This is a genomic window from Virgisporangium aurantiacum (assembly GCF_016863635.1).
GTDB lineage: Bacteria > Actinomycetota > Actinomycetes > Mycobacteriales > Micromonosporaceae > Virgisporangium > Virgisporangium aurantiacum.
This window is the reverse complement of sequence record NZ_BOPG01000049.1, coordinates 1-15,489: the sequence shown is the minus strand read 5'-3', so window position 1 is coordinate 15,489 and position 15,489 is coordinate 1. Positions and strand designations below refer to the sequence as shown.

At 70.3% G+C, this 15,489-nt stretch carries 19 protein-coding genes; 4 read left to right on the top strand and 15 right to left on the bottom strand.

Going from position 1 to position 15,489, the window contains the following annotated elements; all coding sequences use genetic code 11:
• Positions 1-25: 25 nt before the first annotated feature.
• Entirely contained in the window at positions 26-634 is a 609-nt protein-coding gene (locus Vau01_RS36710; RefSeq protein WP_204003129.1) for an acyltransferase, read from the top strand.
• Here the strand turns inward: Vau01_RS36710 and Vau01_RS36705 are convergent.
• The 4 genes from Vau01_RS36705 to Vau01_RS36690 form a co-directional block, all read right to left on the bottom strand.
• Positions 627-1,589 (bottom strand): permease prefix domain 1-containing protein, encoded by a 963-nt coding sequence (locus Vau01_RS36705; protein WP_204003127.1) that lies wholly within the window; start codon positions 1,587-1,589, stop codon positions 627-629. The genes Vau01_RS36710 and Vau01_RS36705 overlap by 8 nt on opposite strands.
• Positions 1,586-1,930: a PadR family transcriptional regulator gene (locus Vau01_RS36700; RefSeq protein WP_204003124.1), complete on the bottom strand. Its 345-nt coding sequence runs from the start codon at positions 1,928-1,930 to the stop codon at positions 1,586-1,588. The genes Vau01_RS36705 and Vau01_RS36700 overlap by 4 nt, the downstream gene beginning before the upstream one ends.
• Positions 1,931-2,002: 72 nt before the next feature.
• Positions 2,003-2,938, bottom strand: a complete 936-nt coding sequence (locus Vau01_RS36695) for a pirin family protein (RefSeq protein ID WP_204003122.1) — start codon at positions 2,936-2,938, stop codon at positions 2,003-2,005.
• Positions 2,939-3,000: 62 nt separating this feature from the next.
• Positions 3,001-3,270, bottom strand: a complete 270-nt coding sequence (locus Vau01_RS36690; RefSeq protein WP_204003120.1) for a hypothetical protein — start codon at positions 3,268-3,270, stop codon at positions 3,001-3,003.
• Between the two features lie 280 nt (positions 3,271-3,550).
• Here Vau01_RS36690 and Vau01_RS36685 point away from each other — a divergent pair, with 280 nt between their 5' ends.
• Positions 3,551-3,751: a PspC domain-containing protein gene (locus tag Vau01_RS36685; protein WP_204003118.1), complete on the top strand. Its 201-nt coding sequence runs from the start codon at positions 3,551-3,553 to the stop codon at positions 3,749-3,751.
• A gap of 101 nt (positions 3,752-3,852) precedes the next feature.
• On the opposite strand, the gene ptsP is transcribed toward Vau01_RS36685, so the two are convergent.
• The 8 genes from ptsP to Vau01_RS36645 all read right to left on the bottom strand — a co-directional run bounded on the left by ptsP (position 3,853) and on the right by Vau01_RS36645 (position 10,531).
• Entirely contained in the window at positions 3,853-5,481 is a 1,629-nt protein-coding gene (ptsP, locus tag Vau01_RS36680) for a phosphoenolpyruvate--protein phosphotransferase (protein ID WP_204003116.1), read from the bottom strand.
• Positions 5,474-5,746, bottom strand: a complete 273-nt coding sequence (locus Vau01_RS36675; RefSeq protein WP_204003114.1) for an HPr family phosphocarrier protein — start codon at positions 5,744-5,746, stop codon at positions 5,474-5,476. The genes ptsP and Vau01_RS36675 overlap by 8 nt, the downstream gene beginning before the upstream one ends.
• An 8-nt stretch (positions 5,747-5,754) precedes the next feature.
• The gene (locus tag Vau01_RS36670) at positions 5,755-6,795 is read right to left on the bottom strand and encodes a zinc-dependent dehydrogenase (RefSeq protein WP_204003111.1); all 1,041 of its coding nucleotides are present in this window, start codon (positions 6,793-6,795) and stop codon (positions 5,755-5,757) included.
• Positions 6,795-7,226, bottom strand: coding sequence for a PTS mannitol transporter subunit IIA (locus Vau01_RS36665; RefSeq protein ID WP_204003108.1), 432 nt, complete (start codon positions 7,224-7,226; stop codon positions 6,795-6,797). The genes Vau01_RS36670 and Vau01_RS36665 overlap by 1 nt, the downstream gene beginning before the upstream one ends.
• Positions 7,219-7,527, bottom strand: coding sequence for a PTS sugar transporter subunit IIBC family protein (locus Vau01_RS36660; RefSeq protein ID WP_204003106.1), 309 nt, complete (start codon positions 7,525-7,527; stop codon positions 7,219-7,221). The genes Vau01_RS36665 and Vau01_RS36660 overlap by 8 nt, the downstream gene beginning before the upstream one ends.
• A 2-nt stretch (positions 7,528-7,529) precedes the next feature.
• Positions 7,530-8,708 carry a mannitol-specific PTS transporter subunit IIC gene (gene mtlA, locus Vau01_RS36655; RefSeq protein WP_204003104.1) on the bottom strand — a complete coding sequence of 393 codons (1,179 nt, stop codon included), beginning with the start codon at positions 8,706-8,708 and terminating at the stop codon, positions 7,530-7,532.
• A 78-nt stretch (positions 8,709-8,786) separates the two neighbouring features.
• Positions 8,787-9,773, bottom strand: coding sequence for a 1-phosphofructokinase (pfkB, locus tag Vau01_RS36650; protein ID WP_204003102.1), 987 nt, complete (start codon positions 9,771-9,773; stop codon positions 8,787-8,789).
• On the bottom strand, positions 9,770-10,531 hold the full coding sequence (locus tag Vau01_RS36645) for a DeoR/GlpR family DNA-binding transcription regulator (protein WP_204003100.1): 762 nt from the start codon (positions 10,529-10,531) through the stop codon (positions 9,770-9,772). Before Vau01_RS36645 ends, pfkB begins: the two co-directional genes overlap by 4 nt.
• 189 nt (positions 10,532-10,720) lie before the next feature.
• Here Vau01_RS36645 and Vau01_RS36640 point away from each other — a divergent pair, with 189 nt between their 5' ends.
• A complete protein-coding gene (locus Vau01_RS36640; RefSeq protein WP_239152152.1) occupies positions 10,721-11,341 on the top strand; it encodes an MBL fold metallo-hydrolase in 621 nt (206 codons plus the stop codon).
• Here Vau01_RS36640 and pgm read toward each other — a convergent pair.
• Positions 11,325-12,953: a phosphoglucomutase (alpha-D-glucose-1,6-bisphosphate-dependent) gene (pgm, locus tag Vau01_RS36635; protein ID WP_204003098.1), complete on the bottom strand. Its 1,629-nt coding sequence runs from the start codon at positions 12,951-12,953 to the stop codon at positions 11,325-11,327. The two genes, Vau01_RS36640 and pgm, sit on opposite strands and share 17 nt — an antisense overlap.
• Before the next feature lie 236 nt (positions 12,954-13,189).
• On the bottom strand, positions 13,190-13,639 hold the full coding sequence (locus Vau01_RS36630) for a PaaI family thioesterase (RefSeq protein WP_204003096.1): 450 nt from the start codon (positions 13,637-13,639) through the stop codon (positions 13,190-13,192).
• An 88-nt stretch (positions 13,640-13,727) separates the two neighbouring features.
• Between Vau01_RS36630 and Vau01_RS36625 the strand changes: the two genes are divergently transcribed.
• Entirely contained in the window at positions 13,728-15,224 is a 1,497-nt protein-coding gene (locus Vau01_RS36625) for a class I adenylate-forming enzyme family protein (protein ID WP_204003093.1), read from the top strand.
• 3 nt (positions 15,225-15,227) lie between these two features.
• On the opposite strand, the gene Vau01_RS36620 is transcribed toward Vau01_RS36625, so the two are convergent.
• Positions 15,228-15,489: substrate-binding domain-containing protein (locus Vau01_RS36620; protein ID WP_373320354.1), on the bottom strand; the 262-nt coding region annotated here is incomplete at its 5' end.

Sequence of the window (15,489 nt, the reverse complement as noted above, 5' to 3'; positions counted from 1 at the left end):
TCGGTGCGTCCGTACAGTCAATCGGGTGGAACCGGATGACACGGAGTACTTTTCGGCGCCGGGCGCGGAAGTCGAGAGCGGTGCGGTGGTCGGTGCGGGAACGAAGATCTGGGGACTCGCGAGCGTGCGCTCCGGCGCCATCGTCGGCTCCAACTGCATCCTGGGGCGCGGGTGTTATGTCGGTCCCGGTGCCCGGATCGGCAACAATGTGAAGATCCAGACCTACGCGCTGGTGTTCGAACCCGCCCAGGTGGGCGACGGTGTGTTCATCGGTCCGCACGTCGTTCTGACCAATGACCTCAACCCGCGCGCGGTGACCCCGGACGGCCGGCTGAAGACCAACGACGACTGGGACATGGTCTCCGTCACGATCGAGGAGGGCGCGGCCATCGGTGCCCGCGCGGTCTGCGTGGCACCGGTGACGATCGGCCGGTGGGCCCTGATCGCCGCCGGTGCCGTGGTCGCCGCCGACGTTCCGGCGTTCGCGCTCATGGCCGGCGTGCCCGCGCGCCGCATCGGCTGGGTCGGACGCGCGGGCAAGAAACTCGTCAAGAAAGACAACCGGTACGTCTGCCCCGAAACCGGTGCCGAATACGTGGAGACGGACGGCGTCCTGTCGGAGTCCGTCACCTGACGCCGGCCACCTGGGTGGGAAGCCCGCGACGGGTCCGCTCGGCCTTGACCGCGACCTCGACGACGTCGTAGACCGCGCTGGCGACGGCAACGATGAGGCAGGTGGTGGTGAGCCAGCCGAGCGGGTCGGACGTGTCCCAGTCGAGCCCGGCGATGAACTCCGGGTTGAAGAAGTTGTGCGACGCGAGCAGCCAGATCACCGGACCCCAGAACAGCACGGCCAGGCCGGCGTTCACGAGCGTGACGGTGTGCGACCAGGCACCCCGGCGCGACACCCACACCGCGTAGACGCACTCCAGCAGGAGCACCGCGATGAGGAACGGCCACCAGAACGACCAGTTGGCGGGGTCGAGCACCGGCTCGTCGGTGAACGTGAACTGCTGCAGCACCAGCGCGACGATCAGCAGCAACGGCCACGCGACGCCGGCCGCGAGCTGGCCGGTCGTCTGCGATTCCGGTTGGTACTTCGGCAGGTCGGCCGGCGTCCACGCGGAGCGCAGATTGCCGCGTACCACGCCGGTGCGCTCCAGGACGGCGAACACCGCCGTGGTCCAGAAGGCCATGTGCACCGCGGTGGTCAGCGCCGTGGTGACGGCGGCCCCGATCACCGACCCGACCGCGCCGTCTTCGAGGATCGTGACGACCACGACCACCCCGACGACGATCGGCAGCACCACCGACAGCAGGAGCACCAGCAGGCGGCGCCAGATCGGATACAGGTCGGGCCCGATGAGCACCTGACGCCGCCCGGCGTAGCGGTCGGCGAGCAGCTCGGGGTCGCCGAGTTCGAGCAGGGTCTGCTCGATCGCCGCCTCGCGCGGCTCCCCGTTCTCCACCCGGGCGTCGACGGCGTCGTCGATGGATGCCCGCAGTTCGCGGTCGATGTCGGCACGCTCCTGCTCCGGGACCCGGCGCAGGGCGGTTCGGACGTAGCGGTCGATGAGGCTGGTGGTCATTGGGGGCTCCCGGGGGTGTCGAGGTCGCTGACGGCGCGGTCGAGCCGCGCCCATTCGGTGCGCAGGGCGGCGGCAATCGAGTCGCCGTATTCGGTGGTCCGGTAGAACTTGCGCGGGCGGGCCTCGTCGGTGTTCCACAAGCTGGTGAGCAGCCCCTGGGCCTCCAACCGCCGCAGCAGCGGGTAGAGCGTGTTGGCCTCCACCTCGAACCCGGCCGCGCTCAACGTCTCCAGCAGCGAGTACCCGTAGCCGGGCTCGCGCAGAACCGTGAGGCTCGCGACGACGACGGTGCCCCGTCGAAGCTCCTGGAGGTGACCGGCGAGCGTCCCATCCATTGTCATGCCAGAGACGATACTGTGTGCCACACACTATTACAAGAGACGTCTCGTAGTGCCTGTCGTTACATGGTGTGGCTAGCGGACCGTGCCGGAGCGGTCGCGGGCCTTGAGGCGCACGGTTGGCAGCTCAGGGGCGGGGAGGGGGTCACCGGCGTAGCCGGTCACGGTGCCGAACCGGCCGCCCGGCTCGCGGCGCGAGTGCTCCCAGGCCGCACGGGCCTCGACGATCTCCTCGTGGGTGCGGCCGACGAAGTTCCACCACATCACCAGCGGCTCGTCGAACGGCTCGCCGCCGAGGAGGAACAGCCGGGCACCGGTCTCGCTCTCGATGCGGAGGTCGCGGCGGCCGCGGTCGAGGTACAGGAGGGCGCCGGGCTTGAGGTCGGCACCGAGGACGTCGGCCGAGCCGGCCATCGACACGGCGCCGTACTCGAACGCCGGGTCGAGCGGCAGGCGCACCGACGCGCCCGGTTCGAGCGTGATCTCGGCGCCGACGAGCGGGGAGAACACCACCGCCGGCGACGTCTCGCCGCCGATCGAGCCGACCACGACGGTGACCGTCGAGGCGTCATGCGTCAAAACGGGCAGAGTCGGATAGTGGTCGAACCGGGGTGGGCCGTGGCGGGCGGCGTCGGGTAGGGCCACCCACAACTGGAGGCCGTGCATCACCGGCGGATGGGGCACCGGTGACTCCTCCGAGTGGGAGATGCCGTGGCCCGACGTCATCACGTTCAGCCGACCAGGCGTGATCGGCTGGAGGCTGCCGAGGCTGTCGCGGTGCAGGATCTCGCCCTCGGCCAGCCAGCTCACGGTCTGCAGGCCGGTGTGCGGGTGCGGCGGAACCTGCATGCCGGGGCCGGCCGAGACGTCGTCGGGGCCGAAGTGGTCGACGAAGCACCAGGCGCCGATCATGCGCCGCACGCGCTGCGGAAGGAGCCGCCGGACCACCGTGTACCGCCCCAGCGGCACGTCGTGCCCGGGCAGGAGCACCGAGGTAGGCGGCACCGTCATGACTCGACTCTAAAACGAAATGGACGCCCACCAGCGCTGGTGGGCGTCCAATAAGAAGTTTCTCAGCCGGCCAGGGCCAGCATGTCGCGGGCGACGTACACCGGGTACGAGGCCCGGACCGTGGCCAGCGCCCAGGTCATCCGCGCGCACGCGGTGTCCGGGTGGTCGCCGTACTCACCGGCGACGGCGGCGGCGCATCCGCGGATGCCGAACTTGCGCAGCGTGGCTGCCACGGCACCGCGCACTTCAACGCCGGTCGGCTGGTCGGACGACTGGATCGAGGAAGCGAACAGCGCCTCGGCGCGGACCGCCTCGAATGTGTTCTGCGGCATCTCGCACCTCCGCGGATGTCTGGTCTCCTGGTTGGAGATCTGTGTGTCTAAGAACACGGTAGAGACACCGCGCCGGTTCATGCTCCCAATTTTGCGCCACTGTCAAAAACCACCCACCAACCCGACGAAGTTCCGGGAACCCCCTAGGTGAGCTGCGGTTACCGGATCCGCCTTCGAGCCGATTGCCGGGCGCCCAACCGGGCATACCGTAGAGAAAGATCGATGGTCGCCACGGACAAGCACCGTGGGATCTTGACGAAGAAATGAGGAGTTGACGGTCATGGCCAAGCTGAGCCGCCCCCGTAACGACCGGTGGATCGCCGGTGTGTGCAGCGGGCTCGCCCGGCGTTTCGGAACCTCATCGCTGACGATGCGGGTCCTGTTCCTGCTGTCCTGCTTGCTGCCCGGCCCACAGTTCCTCATCTACCTGGCCATCTGGATCATGGTGCCGAACGAGGAGCGCCACCCGGCACACGTGTGATCCCGATAGACGCGCCCGGCCGCACATGGTCCCCCGGCCGGGCGCACCAATAGAGAAGCGGCTCGCGCCCCGACCGACACCGGGGCGCGGGCCGCTTCCGTTCAGCGGGCCGCAGCGCGGGCGGCTTCGGCCGTCTCTGCCGTCAGGGCCGCGTGGGCGAGGCGTTGGCACTCCTCGAGCGTGCGGGCGGCCAGCGCCTCCCGCACCGCCGGGATCGAGCGGGCGGCCATCGACAGGCTGGTGATGCCCAGCCCCGTGAGCACCACGGCGAGCGCCGGGTCGGCCGCGGCCTCGCCGCACACGCCGACCGGCTTGCCGGCGGCCTTGCCGGCCGAGGCGCACATGGCAATCAGTTCCAGCAGCGCGGGCTGCCACGGGTCGAGGAGTTCGGCCAGTTCGCCCACCTGCCGGTCGGACGCGAACGTGTACTGGCTCAGGTCGTTGGTGCCGATCGACAGGAAGTCGACCTCCGCCAGCAGCGCACCGGCCCGCAGCGCGGCGGCCGGTATCTCGACCATCGCGCCCGCCGTGGGCAGGCCGGCGGCGCGGCAGGCCGCCACGAACGTCGCGGCCTCCTGCGGGGTCGCGACCATCGGCGCCATCACCCACACCTCGGCCGACGCGGCCTTTGCGGCGGCCGCGATCGCTTTCAACTGTGTTTCGAGGACGTCGGGGCGGCGCCACGAGATGCGCAGCCCGCGGACGCCCAGCGCGGGGTTCGGCTCGTCGGACTGCGACAGAAACGGCAGCGGCTTGTCGGCGCCGGCGTCGAGCGTCCGTACGACCACCTTGCGGCCGGGCAGCGCGGCGAACACCTCGGTGTAGGCGGCCACCTGGTCGTCGAACGAGGGCGCGTCGGTGCGGTCGAGGTAGAGCAGCTCGGTGCGGAACAGGCCGACGCCCTCGACGTCCCCTAAAAGATCTTTCGCCCCGCCGATGTTGGCGTACAGCGCCACCTGGTGGCCGTCCGCGGTGGAACCGGGACCCGACGTGGACCGCAACCTTTCCTGACGCGCGGCCTCGGCCTCGCGCGCGGCCTCGACCTCGGCGGCGGTCGGCGCGAGCCGCACCACCCCGCCGGTCCCGTCGACGATGACCACCGTGCCGTCCTCGACGCCCAGCACGCCCGTGCACCGCACCACGGCCGGGATGCCGAGCGTGCGGGCCAGGATCGCGGTGTGGCTGGTCGGCCCGCCGTCCTCGGTGACCAGCGCGACCACCTCGGCGGGGTCGAGCTGGGCGGTGTCGGCGGGCGCGAGGTCGCGGGCGATCAGCACGAACGGCTGCCCCGGCGACGGGATGCCCGGCATCGGCAGGCCCAGGCAGATGGCGACCGCGCGGTTCCGGATGTCGTCGAGGTCGGCGACCCGCTCGGCGAGGTAGCCACCGGCCTCCTCGAACGCCGCGCGGTGCACGGCCAGCGCGGCGTCGATCGCGTGTGCGGCGCTCATGCCGTCGCGGGCGGCCTGCGCGGCGGCGTCGGCCAGTTCCGGGTCCTCGGCCATCATGGCCTCGGCCCGGAGGATCTCGGCGGCCGGTCCGGTTGCGGCATCCGCCCGCCGCGACAGTTCTTCGGTGACGGATGCCAGCGCCGCGATCGCCCGCTTCGCCTCGACGTCCGGGTCGAGGGCCGCCGGTTGCGTGGTGGGCAGTCTCGGCGGGGGCGCCACCTTGTACGCGGGAGCACCGGCGCCGCCCGGGCTGACGCCGATGCCCTTGAGCTCAGCCATCTGCGTCAAGGTCGCGGGCGAGCAGGTCGGCCAGCTCGTCGAGGGCGGTGTCGGCGCCGTCGCCGTCGGCTTCGAGGATCACCTCGGTGCCGCACTTGGCGCCGAGCGAGAGCACCGAGAGCATGCTGCGCGCCGGCACGGCCCGCTTCTCGCCGGTTCGGATGGTGACTTTCACCGGCTGCTTCGCCGCGGCGGCGACGAACAGCGCGGCGGGACGGGCGTGCAGGCCGCTGGCGGAGCCGACGGTGACGGTTCGGGACGGCATCTGAACTCCTACGGCTCGATCGTGACCTTGATTCCCTGGCCCTTGGCAACAATGTCGAAGGCATCGAGTGTTCTGTCCAGCGGCAACCGGTGCGTGATCAGGTCCTCGACCGGCACCGCGCCCGAGGCGATCAGGCCGAGCGCTTCCTTGTTGTGCGCCGGGCTCGACCCGTTCGCGCCCACGAGCGTCAGCTCGCGGTAGTGCACCAGGTTCGAGTCGACCGAGATGATCGGGTTGTCCTTGGGCAGGCCGCCGAAGAAGCTGATCCGGGCCTGCCGGGCGGCCATCTGGATCGCCTGCTCCTGCGCCTTGCCGGAGGCCGCCGCCGTGATGATCACGTCGGCGCCGCGCCCGTCGGTGAGGTCGAGCACGGCCTGTACCGGGTCGGTCTCGCCGCCGCAGATACCGGCGTCGGGCTTGACGATCGCGGCGGCCTGGTCGAGCCGGTCGCGGTTGAGTTCCACCAGGAAGACCCGGGCCGCGCCGCGCGCCTTGGCGAGACGCACGTGCAGGCAACCGATCGGACCCGAGCCGACGATCACCACGTCGTCGCCCTCGCCGACGCGGGCCAGGTTCTGCCCGTTGATCGCGCAGGCGAACGGCTCCGCCACGCTCGCCTCGGCGAAGCTGACGCCGTCGGGGATCCGGTTGAGTCCGTCGACGGCGAGCACCTTCGCCGGCACGATCATGTACTCGGCGAAGCCGCCCTCGTAGTGGTAGCCGATCGACTCCTGGTTCGGGCAGACGGTCAGCCGGCCCCGGCGGCACTCGCCGCACGTGCCGTCGGGGATCGCGGCGATGACCTGTACGCGGTCGCCCGCCTCCCATCCGGTGACCCCGGCACCGACCTCGACGACCTCACCGGCGACCTCGTGTCCCATCACCCGCGGCGGGTGGATGTGGTGGTGCCCGAACCGGAAGATCTTGACGTCGGTGCCGCAGGTGGAGCAGTTGCGCACCCGGATCTTGACGTCTCCCGCGCCCGGGGAGGGCTCCGGCGCGTCTTCGATGCGCACGTCACCGGGGGCGTGGAAGCGGACGACCTTCATCATGTTCCTTTCAGGATCTGGAGTACTTCGTCGGGGTCCGTGGCCCCCCGCAGCGCCTCGGCGCGGTCCTCGTCCATGAGGATCTCGGCCAGCTCGGCGAGGATGTCCACGTGCCCGTCGCCCTGCGCGGCGATCGCCACGCACACGGTCACCGGGTTGCCGTCCCAGTCGACGGTTTCGGGAAAGCGCACGACGGCCAGGGCGTCCCGGCGGACCGCGCTCTTGCCCTCCAGCGTGCCGTGCGGGATGGCCACGCCCTCGCCGACGTATGTGGAGATCGACTGCTCGCGGGCGAGCATCGTGCCCACGTACGCCGGGTCGACCGCCCCGATCTCGACCAGCACCCCGCCGCAGCGGCGGATCGCGTCGTCGCGGGACGCGGCGCGCTCGTCGAGCCGGATGGCCCGCTTCTCGAGGATGCCCTCATCCATTGATCACGCCGCCGCTCTGGATCGCCTTGATCACTTTTGCCACCGCCGGGTCGCCGATGAACAGCTGGATCGGCACGATCACCGTGTCCGGCGCGGTGCCGCGGGCCCGCTCGGCGAGCCCCTGGTGGCAGATCACCACGTCGGCGTCGGCCGGGATCGTGTTCACCGGCGTGTGCTCGACGACCACGTCGTTCTTCTTCAGCTGACGCTTCAGCGTGCTGGCCAGCATCACGCTGCTGCCCATTCCGGCGTCGCAGGCGACGACCAGCTTCTTCACGTCACTGCCGTTGATGGTGGGCACGCTCAGGCCTCTCTGGGGGTTGCTTCACGGTTGACGGCGGCCTTGCTCGCGGCCTTGTTCTCGCGGGTGCGTTCCTGCGCCGCGTTGAGCTCGGCCTCGGCCTGCGTGTCTTCGGTGAGATCGTCCTCCGCGGGCTCGCCACGGCCGAACCCGAGCAGTGCCGACGCGACGACGAACGTGACCGCCGTGGCGATGACGATGCCAGCCGCGACGCCGAACCAACCGCCCTTCGGTGTGACCGCTATGTAGGCGAAGATGCTGCCGGGAGCGGGCGCGGCGACGAGGCCGGCACCGGTGACCATGAACGTGCTGACACCCGCGGCGCCGCCGGCGATCATGGCGAGGATCAGGCGCGGCTTCATGAGCACGTACGGGAAGTAGATCTCGTGGATGCCGCCGAGGAACTGGATGATCATCGCGGCCGGAACGGACGGGCGCAGGGCCCGCGGGCCGAAGAGGAAGAACGCGGCCAGCAGACCGAGACCCGGGCCGGGGTTCGTCTCGATCATGAACAGGATCGACTTGCCCTTCTCCGTCACCTCGGCGGCGCCCAGCGGGGTGAACACGCCGTGGTTGATCGCGTTGTTCAGGAACAGCACCTTGGCCGGCTCCACGATGATCGACACCAGGCCGAGCATGTGGTTGTCGATGAGGAAGTCGACGCCGTCCTCGGCACGATCCGCGATCCAGTCGACGGCCGGGCCGACCGCCCACACGCCCAGCAGGGCCATGAGGCCGCCGATGATGCCGGCGCTGAAGTTGTCGACGAGCATCTCGAACCCGGGACGGATCCGGTCTTCGATCAGCTTGTCGAACTGCTTGACGATGTACGCGGCCGCCGGACCCATGATCATGGCGCCGAGGAACATCGGCACCTCGGCACCGACGACGACGCCCACCGTGGCGACCGCGCCGACGACCGCACCGCGCTGGCCGTGCACCATCCGGCCGCCGGTGTAGCCGATCAGGATCGGCAGCAGGTACTTGATCATCGGGTCGACGAGCGCGGCCAGGGTCTCGTTGGGGGTCCAGCCGACGGGGATGAAGAACGCCGTGATCAGGCCCCAGGCGATGAAGGCGCCGATGTTGGGCATGACCATGCCGGCCAGATGACCACCGATTCTCTGGACGGTGGCCTTGAACCCGGTGCCCTGCACCGGAGGTGTGTAGGGGGTCGCCATGGGTGGCTCCTTCGAACGCTCTTGCGGGGGATGGTGGGGCTGTTGTGACGCCAGCAGCTGACCTGAACGGGGGACAGGTCAGCTGCTGGCGAGCAGCGGGCGCACTCCGTCGGGGTGCGCGTGGATGCGGACGTCGTCCCGCCGGAGATCGGCGGGGCCGGGCATTCGGCTTCCCGGCAGGCTGACGGCGGCGGCCCCCCATGCGAGCGCCTCGGCGAGCGCGTCACGACCGACACCGTCATGTTGGTTTGTGTTGGTTTCTCTGTGGTCGGCGCCGCCGGCGGCGATGAACCCGGCGAGGAGCGCGTCGCCGGCGCCGACCGAACTGCGCGGCCGGTCGACCGGCGCGTCACCGGCGACCACACCGGTGTCGTCGACGAGCACGGCGCCGTCGGCGCCGAGGCTGGCGAGGACCGCACCCGCACCCCACGAGCGGAGTTCCTGCGCGGCGTCGATCACGTCGTGCAGGCTCGCCAGCGGGCGACCGACGACGTCGGCCAGTTCCTCGCGGTTGGGCTTGACGAGCGTCGCGCCGGCCTGCGCCGCCGCCCGCAGCGCCGGCCCGCTGGTGTCGACGACCAGCCGCAGGCCGGCCTGGCCGAGGATGCGCGTGCAGAACTCGGCGAACGCCTCGACCGGCAGACCGGGCGGTGCGCTGCCGCACGCCACCACCACACCGTTCGCCCCCGCGGCGGTGAGCACCTGGTCGATCACCGCGCCGAACTCGGCCGGGCTCAGCCGCGGTCCGGGCTCGTTGATCTTCGTGGTGGTTCCGTCGGGCTCGGTGAGCGTGATGTTGGAGCGGGTGTTGCCGGCGATCGGTACCGCCCGCACGTCGACGCCCTCGGCGACGAGCAGCCGGATGAGCTGGCCGCCCTCGTCGCCGCCGCAGGGCACGACGGCCCGCGACGCGACGCCGTTGGCGAGCAGCGCCCGGGAGACGTTGACGCCCTTGCCGCCCGGGTCGAGGTGGGCCGAGGTGGCCCGGTTGACGTCACCCACGACGAGCCTGCCCACCTCGATCGACCGGTCGAGGCTGGGATTCAGGGTGACCGTGACGATCATGCTCGGACAACTCTCAGGCCAGTGGCCTCGACGTCTGCGACGAGTTCGTCGTCGAGGCCGGCGTCGGTGACGAGCAGGTCGAGGTCGGCGAGGGTGCCGAACCTGGCCAGGTAGTCGTTGCCGATCTTCGTGTGGTCGGCCAGCAGTACGGTGCGGCGGGCCGCGTTGATCATCGCCCGCTTCACCGCCGCCTCGGCCAGGTCGGGCGTGGTGAGCCCGCGCTCGACCGACATGCCGTTGGTACCGATGAACGCCACGTCGACGTACATGTCGGCGAGCGGGCGCAGCGCCCAGTCGTCGACCGTCGCCAGCGTGCGGCCGCGCAGCCGGCCACCGATCAGCAGGACGTTGATGTTGGCCCGGGTGCCGAGAATGGTCGCGATGACCGGCGAGTTGACCACCACGGTCAGCTCCCGGTCGACCGGCAGCGCCTGTGCCAGCCGGGCGGTGGTGGTGCCCGCGTCGAGGATGATCGCGCCCTCCTCGGGCACCTCGGCCAGGGCCGCCTTGGCGATCCGCTCCTTTTCGTCGATGAGAACGGCGTCGCGGGTCTCCAGTGCGGGCTCGAACCCGATGCGCTCGACCGGGATCGCCCCGCCGTGCACCCGGCGCAGCACCCCGGACCGTTCCAGCGAGGTGAGGTCGCGGCGGATGGTTTCGGCCGTGACGTTGAGCGTGTCGGCGAGTGACGCCACGTCGACGCGTCCGTTGGCCCGTGCGAGCCGGACGATCTCCTGCTGTCGCTCCTCGGCGTACATGTGGTTTCACCGCCGTTTCACTTTGGTGCATGTTTGTTTACGCCCGAATATGTGGGAAGTCAAGAGCCCATCCCGCGATCTTGGACTTCCTGAGGGCCTATGGCACCGCGGGGAGTCCAAGATCGGGAAACGGTGGGGCGGCGGCGCTGATCGGGCGAACGGCCGAACCGGTGGTGGCATGATGGCGCCGTGATCGATCACCTGGTGACCTCGGGGCAGTTCACGTTGGACGGCGGCACGTGGGACGTCGACAACAACGTGTGGATCATCGGCAACGCCACCGACTGCGTCGTGATCGATGCGGCGCACGACGTCGACGCCATCGTGGACCGCATCGGCAACCGCACGCTGCGGGCGATCATCTGCACCCACGGGCACAACGATCACGTGAACGCCGCGCCGGCGCTGGCCGACCGCACGGGGGCGCCGATCCTGCTGCACCCGGCCGACCGGGTGCTGTGGGACATGACCCACCCCGACCGCGCGCCCGACGGTGAACTGGCCGACGGCCAGGTGATCAGCGTCGCCGACACGGACCTGACCGTGCTGCACACGCCCGGACACGCCCCGGGCGCCTGCTGCATCCACGCGGCCGCCGACGGCGTGCTCTTCACCGGCGACACGCTGTTCTCGGGCGGACCGGGCGCGACCGGCCGCTCCTACTCGAGCTTCGACACGATCATCGGGTCGATCCGGGAGCGCCTCCTGACGCTCCCGTCCGGCACGGTGGTGCACACCGGCCACGGCGCCTCGACGACCATCGGTGCCGAGGCGCCGTCGCTACCGGAGTGGATCAAGCGCGGCCACTGAGGGCGTCGGCCACGACGCCGCGGGCCTCGTCCTGGATCTGCGCCAGGTGCTCGGGGCCCTTGAAGGACTCGGCGTAGATCTTGTAGACGTCTTCGGTGCCCGACGGGCGGGCCGCGAACCAGCCGTTCTCCGTCGTCACCTTGAGGCCGCCGATGGCGGCGCCGTTGCCCGGTGCCGAGGTGAGCGTCGCCGTGATCTTCTCGCCGGCGAGCGAGGTGGCCGTGACCTGCGACGGTGACAGTTTGCCCAGCACGGCCTTCTCCGCGCGGGTGGCCGGCACGTCGATGCGGGCGTACGCCGGCTCGCCGTGCTTCGCGACCAGGTCGCGGTAGTGCTCGCTGGGCGACCGGCCGGTGACCGCGAGGATCTCCGACGCGAGCAGGCACAGCAGGATGCCGTCCTTGTCGGTGGTCCAGGTGCTGCCGTCGCGACGGAGGAACGCCGCGCCGGCGCTCTCCTCGCCACCGAAGCCGACCGAGCCGTCGAGCAGGCCGGGCACGAACCACTTGAACCCGACCGGCACCTCCAGCAACGTGCGGCCGAGCTCGGCGGCGACGCGGTCGATCATCGAAGAGCTCACCAGCGTCTTGCCGATCGCGGTCGCGGCCGGCCACGACGTGCGGTTGGTGAACAGGTACCGGATCGCGACCGCGAGGAAGTGGTTCGGGTTCATGAGACCGGCGTCGGGCGTCACGATTCCGTGCCGGTCGGCGTCGGCGTCGTTGCCGGTGGTGATCTGGTACGCGGCCTTGTTCTCGATCAGCGACGCCATCGCGTACGGCGACGAGCAGTCCATGCGGATCTTGCCGTCCCAGTCGAGCGTCATGAACGGCCAGGCCGGGTCGACGGTGTCGTTGACCACGGTGAGGTCGAGGTTGTGCCGGGACGCGATCTCGCCCCAGTAGGCGACGCTCGCCCCGCCCAGCGGATCGGCACCGATGCGCACGCCGGCCCGGCGGATCGCCTCGATGTCGACCACCGACGGCAGGTCGTCGACGTACGCGCCGAGGAAGTCGTACGTGTCGGCCTCGTGCTTCGTCCGCTTGACGTCCTTGAGGCCGTCGGCGATCAACCGGTTCGCCCGGTCCTGGATCCAGGTCGTGACCGACGTGTCGGCCGGGCCGCCGTGGGGCGGGTTGTACTTGAACCCGCCGTCGGCCGGCGGATTGTGGGACGGCGTCACCACGATTCCGTCGGCGGTGTCGGACCGGCCCGACCGGTTGTAAGTGAGGATCGCGTGCGACAGCGCCGGCGTGGGCACGAACCCGTCACGGCTGTCGACGAGCACGGTGACGCCGTTGGCCGCGAGCACCTCCACCGCGGTCTGCGTGGCCGGCGCCGAGAGGGCGTGCGGGTCCTGCCCGAGGAAGAGCGGACCCGTGATGCCCTGCTCGCGCCGGTACTCGGCGATCGCGGCGCTGATCGCGACGATGTGGTCTTCGTTGAACGCCGTGTTCAGGCTCGACCCGCGGTGCCCGGACGTTCCGAAGCTCACCTGTTCGGCGACGTTCGACGGATCCGGGTGCCGGTCGAAGTAGGCGGCGCGAACGGCGACCGGATCGATGAGGTCGCCCGCTTCCGCGCGGTGGCCGGCGCGGGGGTGGACCGACATGGGGAGCCTCCCGGGTGCTAGGAACGTGGGATCCATGCTCCCATCACCCGGTCGGCCTTTCCCCCTGGAAGGGGTCCCTTTGAAGGGCCTAAGTGGGCCCGGCCCAGGCATAGCGGGTTGGGCCGGCCCAGCGGTCGTTCGTCATGGTGCGCTCCTCACCGATCGGGATCTTGGGCACAAACGTGTGACTCGACATATAGGAGCCCTGACGGACGGCGAAGATACAACCCATTTAGCTATGCCGGGAGGACCACTTGGGTACATCTGCTGGCCGCGAGCGTGCTGCCCGCGGCGTCCAGTAGTTCGGCCGAACAGAAGACGACCCGGCTGGTCCGCCGCTCCACCGTGCCCACCGCCCGCAGCGTGCCGGGCCGGGTCGGCCGGAAGAACTCGACCCGCAGGTCGGCGGTCAGGAAGACCTCATGGTTGTTCAGCGTGGTCCAGCACGCGCCACCCATCGCCGAGTCCAGGACCGCCGTGACCAGCCCGCCCTGGATCACCGGTCCGGACGGCGTGTAGAAGCCGTAGTCGACCGTCGCGTCCCATTCCACAGTGGACGAACCGGGGGCCCAGTCGGTGCGGCGGAAGCCCAGCGTGCGCCAGAGGTGCGGTCCGTCGGCCCCACGCTGGCTGAACGAGTCGATATCGGCGAATCGCTCGCCAGCGGTGATGGGGTTGTTCGGCATCGGACCTCCAGGAAACATGTGGTTGACACCACAGCAGGTATTGGCATAGGCAGTGTAAAAACCTGACCGCCTGAACGGGAGTCGCCGGATGGAAACCAATCTCGCCCGCCTCGCAGATTCGGCCCACGAACGGCTCGGAGACCATCCGTCCCTGTTCTTCGACGGCACCTGGCACACGTCGGGCTCGATGCACGAACGGTCGAAGCACGTCGCACACGGCCTGGTGCGACTCGGTGTCGCACCGGGCGACCGGGTGATCGTCATCATGGCGAACTGCCCCGAGGTCACGATCCTGTACCACGCGGTCTGGCGGGCCGGTGCCGCCGTGACGCCGGTCGTCTTCCTCGTGACGGCGCTCGAACTGCGGCACATCATCGACGACTCGGGTGCCGCCGCGGTCTTCACCACACCGGAGATCCTGCCGAAGGTCGAGGAGGCGCTCGACGGGCGGCCGGTGCCGGTTGTCGTCATCGGCGCCGCCGGATCCCACGTCAGCTTCACCGACCTGGAGGCCGGCACCGAGCCGCTCGCGATCGTCGACCGGTCCCCTGACGACCTCGCCGCGCTCATGTACACGGGCGGCACCACCGGCCGGAGCAAGGGCGTCGCGCTCTCGCACGCCAACCTCGCCTACTCGGGCCGGTCGTCGCGGGCGCGCAGCCACGTCGAGGGCGTGACGCGGGGACAGATCTCGCTGCCGCTGTCGCACGCGTTCGGGCTGCTGGTCACCGTCGGCGCGATGCACGTGGTGGAACCGGGATCGACGGTGCTGCAGCGCTGGTTCGAGCCGAAGTCGTTCCTCGAACTGGCCGTCGAGCACCGCAGCCAGAGCTTTGCCGTGGTGCCGTCGATGCTCGCGATGATGCTGCAGTTCCCGCTGGAGGAGATGGACCTCAGCGACCTGCGGTTCGTCTACTCGGGCGCCGCGCCGCTCTCGCCGGCCGTGCGGGAGGACTTCGAGCGGCGCGTCCCGTCGGTGACGGTGATGGAGGGCTACGGCTGCACGGAGACCGGCGGGATCGTCAGCGGTTCGCCGCCGCTTTCGGCCCGGCCCGGCACCGTGGGGAAGGTCGTCGACGACGTCGAGCTGCGCATCGTCGGCGCCGACGGCTCCGACCTGCCGCCCGGCCAGGACGGCGAGATCGTGGTGCGCGGCCCGAACGTCATGCGGGGGTACTGGCGGGGCGAGCCGCTCGGCGACGGCGGCTGGTTCCACACCGGCGATGTCGGCCGGCTCGACGGAGACGGTTATCTCACGATCGTCGACCGGATCAAGGACCTGATCATCCGCGGCGGTTACAACGTCTACCCGCGCGACGTCGAGGACGCGCTGCTCGCGCACCCCGAGGTGTCGATGGCCGCCGTCGTGGGCCGGCCCGATCCGCGCCTCGGCGAGGAGGTCGTCGCGTTCGTCTCGCTCGCCGAGGGCGCCACCGCCACCGAGGCGGAGCTGATCGAGTTCACGAAGGGCCGGCTGGCCGCGCACAAGTACCCGCGCACGGTCACGGTGCTGCCGGCAATCCCGCTCACGTCCGTCGGAAAGCTCGACCGCAAGCGGTTGCGGGCCACGGTGACGGCCGATTGACGGTCAGCCCGTCGGGACCAGATCGAAGGCCGCGATGCGGTCGGGGTCGAGGTCGGGTTTGATCAGGCCGATGCCCTGGATGAGGGCGATGCAGCGGGCCATGCGGGACTGGTCGAGGTGGCCTACGTACGGGGCGTTGCCGCGGACGTAGGCCACGGTTTCCCTGACTTCGGCCGCTGCCACTTCGGGTTTGTAGGTGGGGTTGTGGTTGGCCATGATGCGCCCGGCCGGGTCGGGGTTGTCGATGGTCCACCGCAGTCCCTTG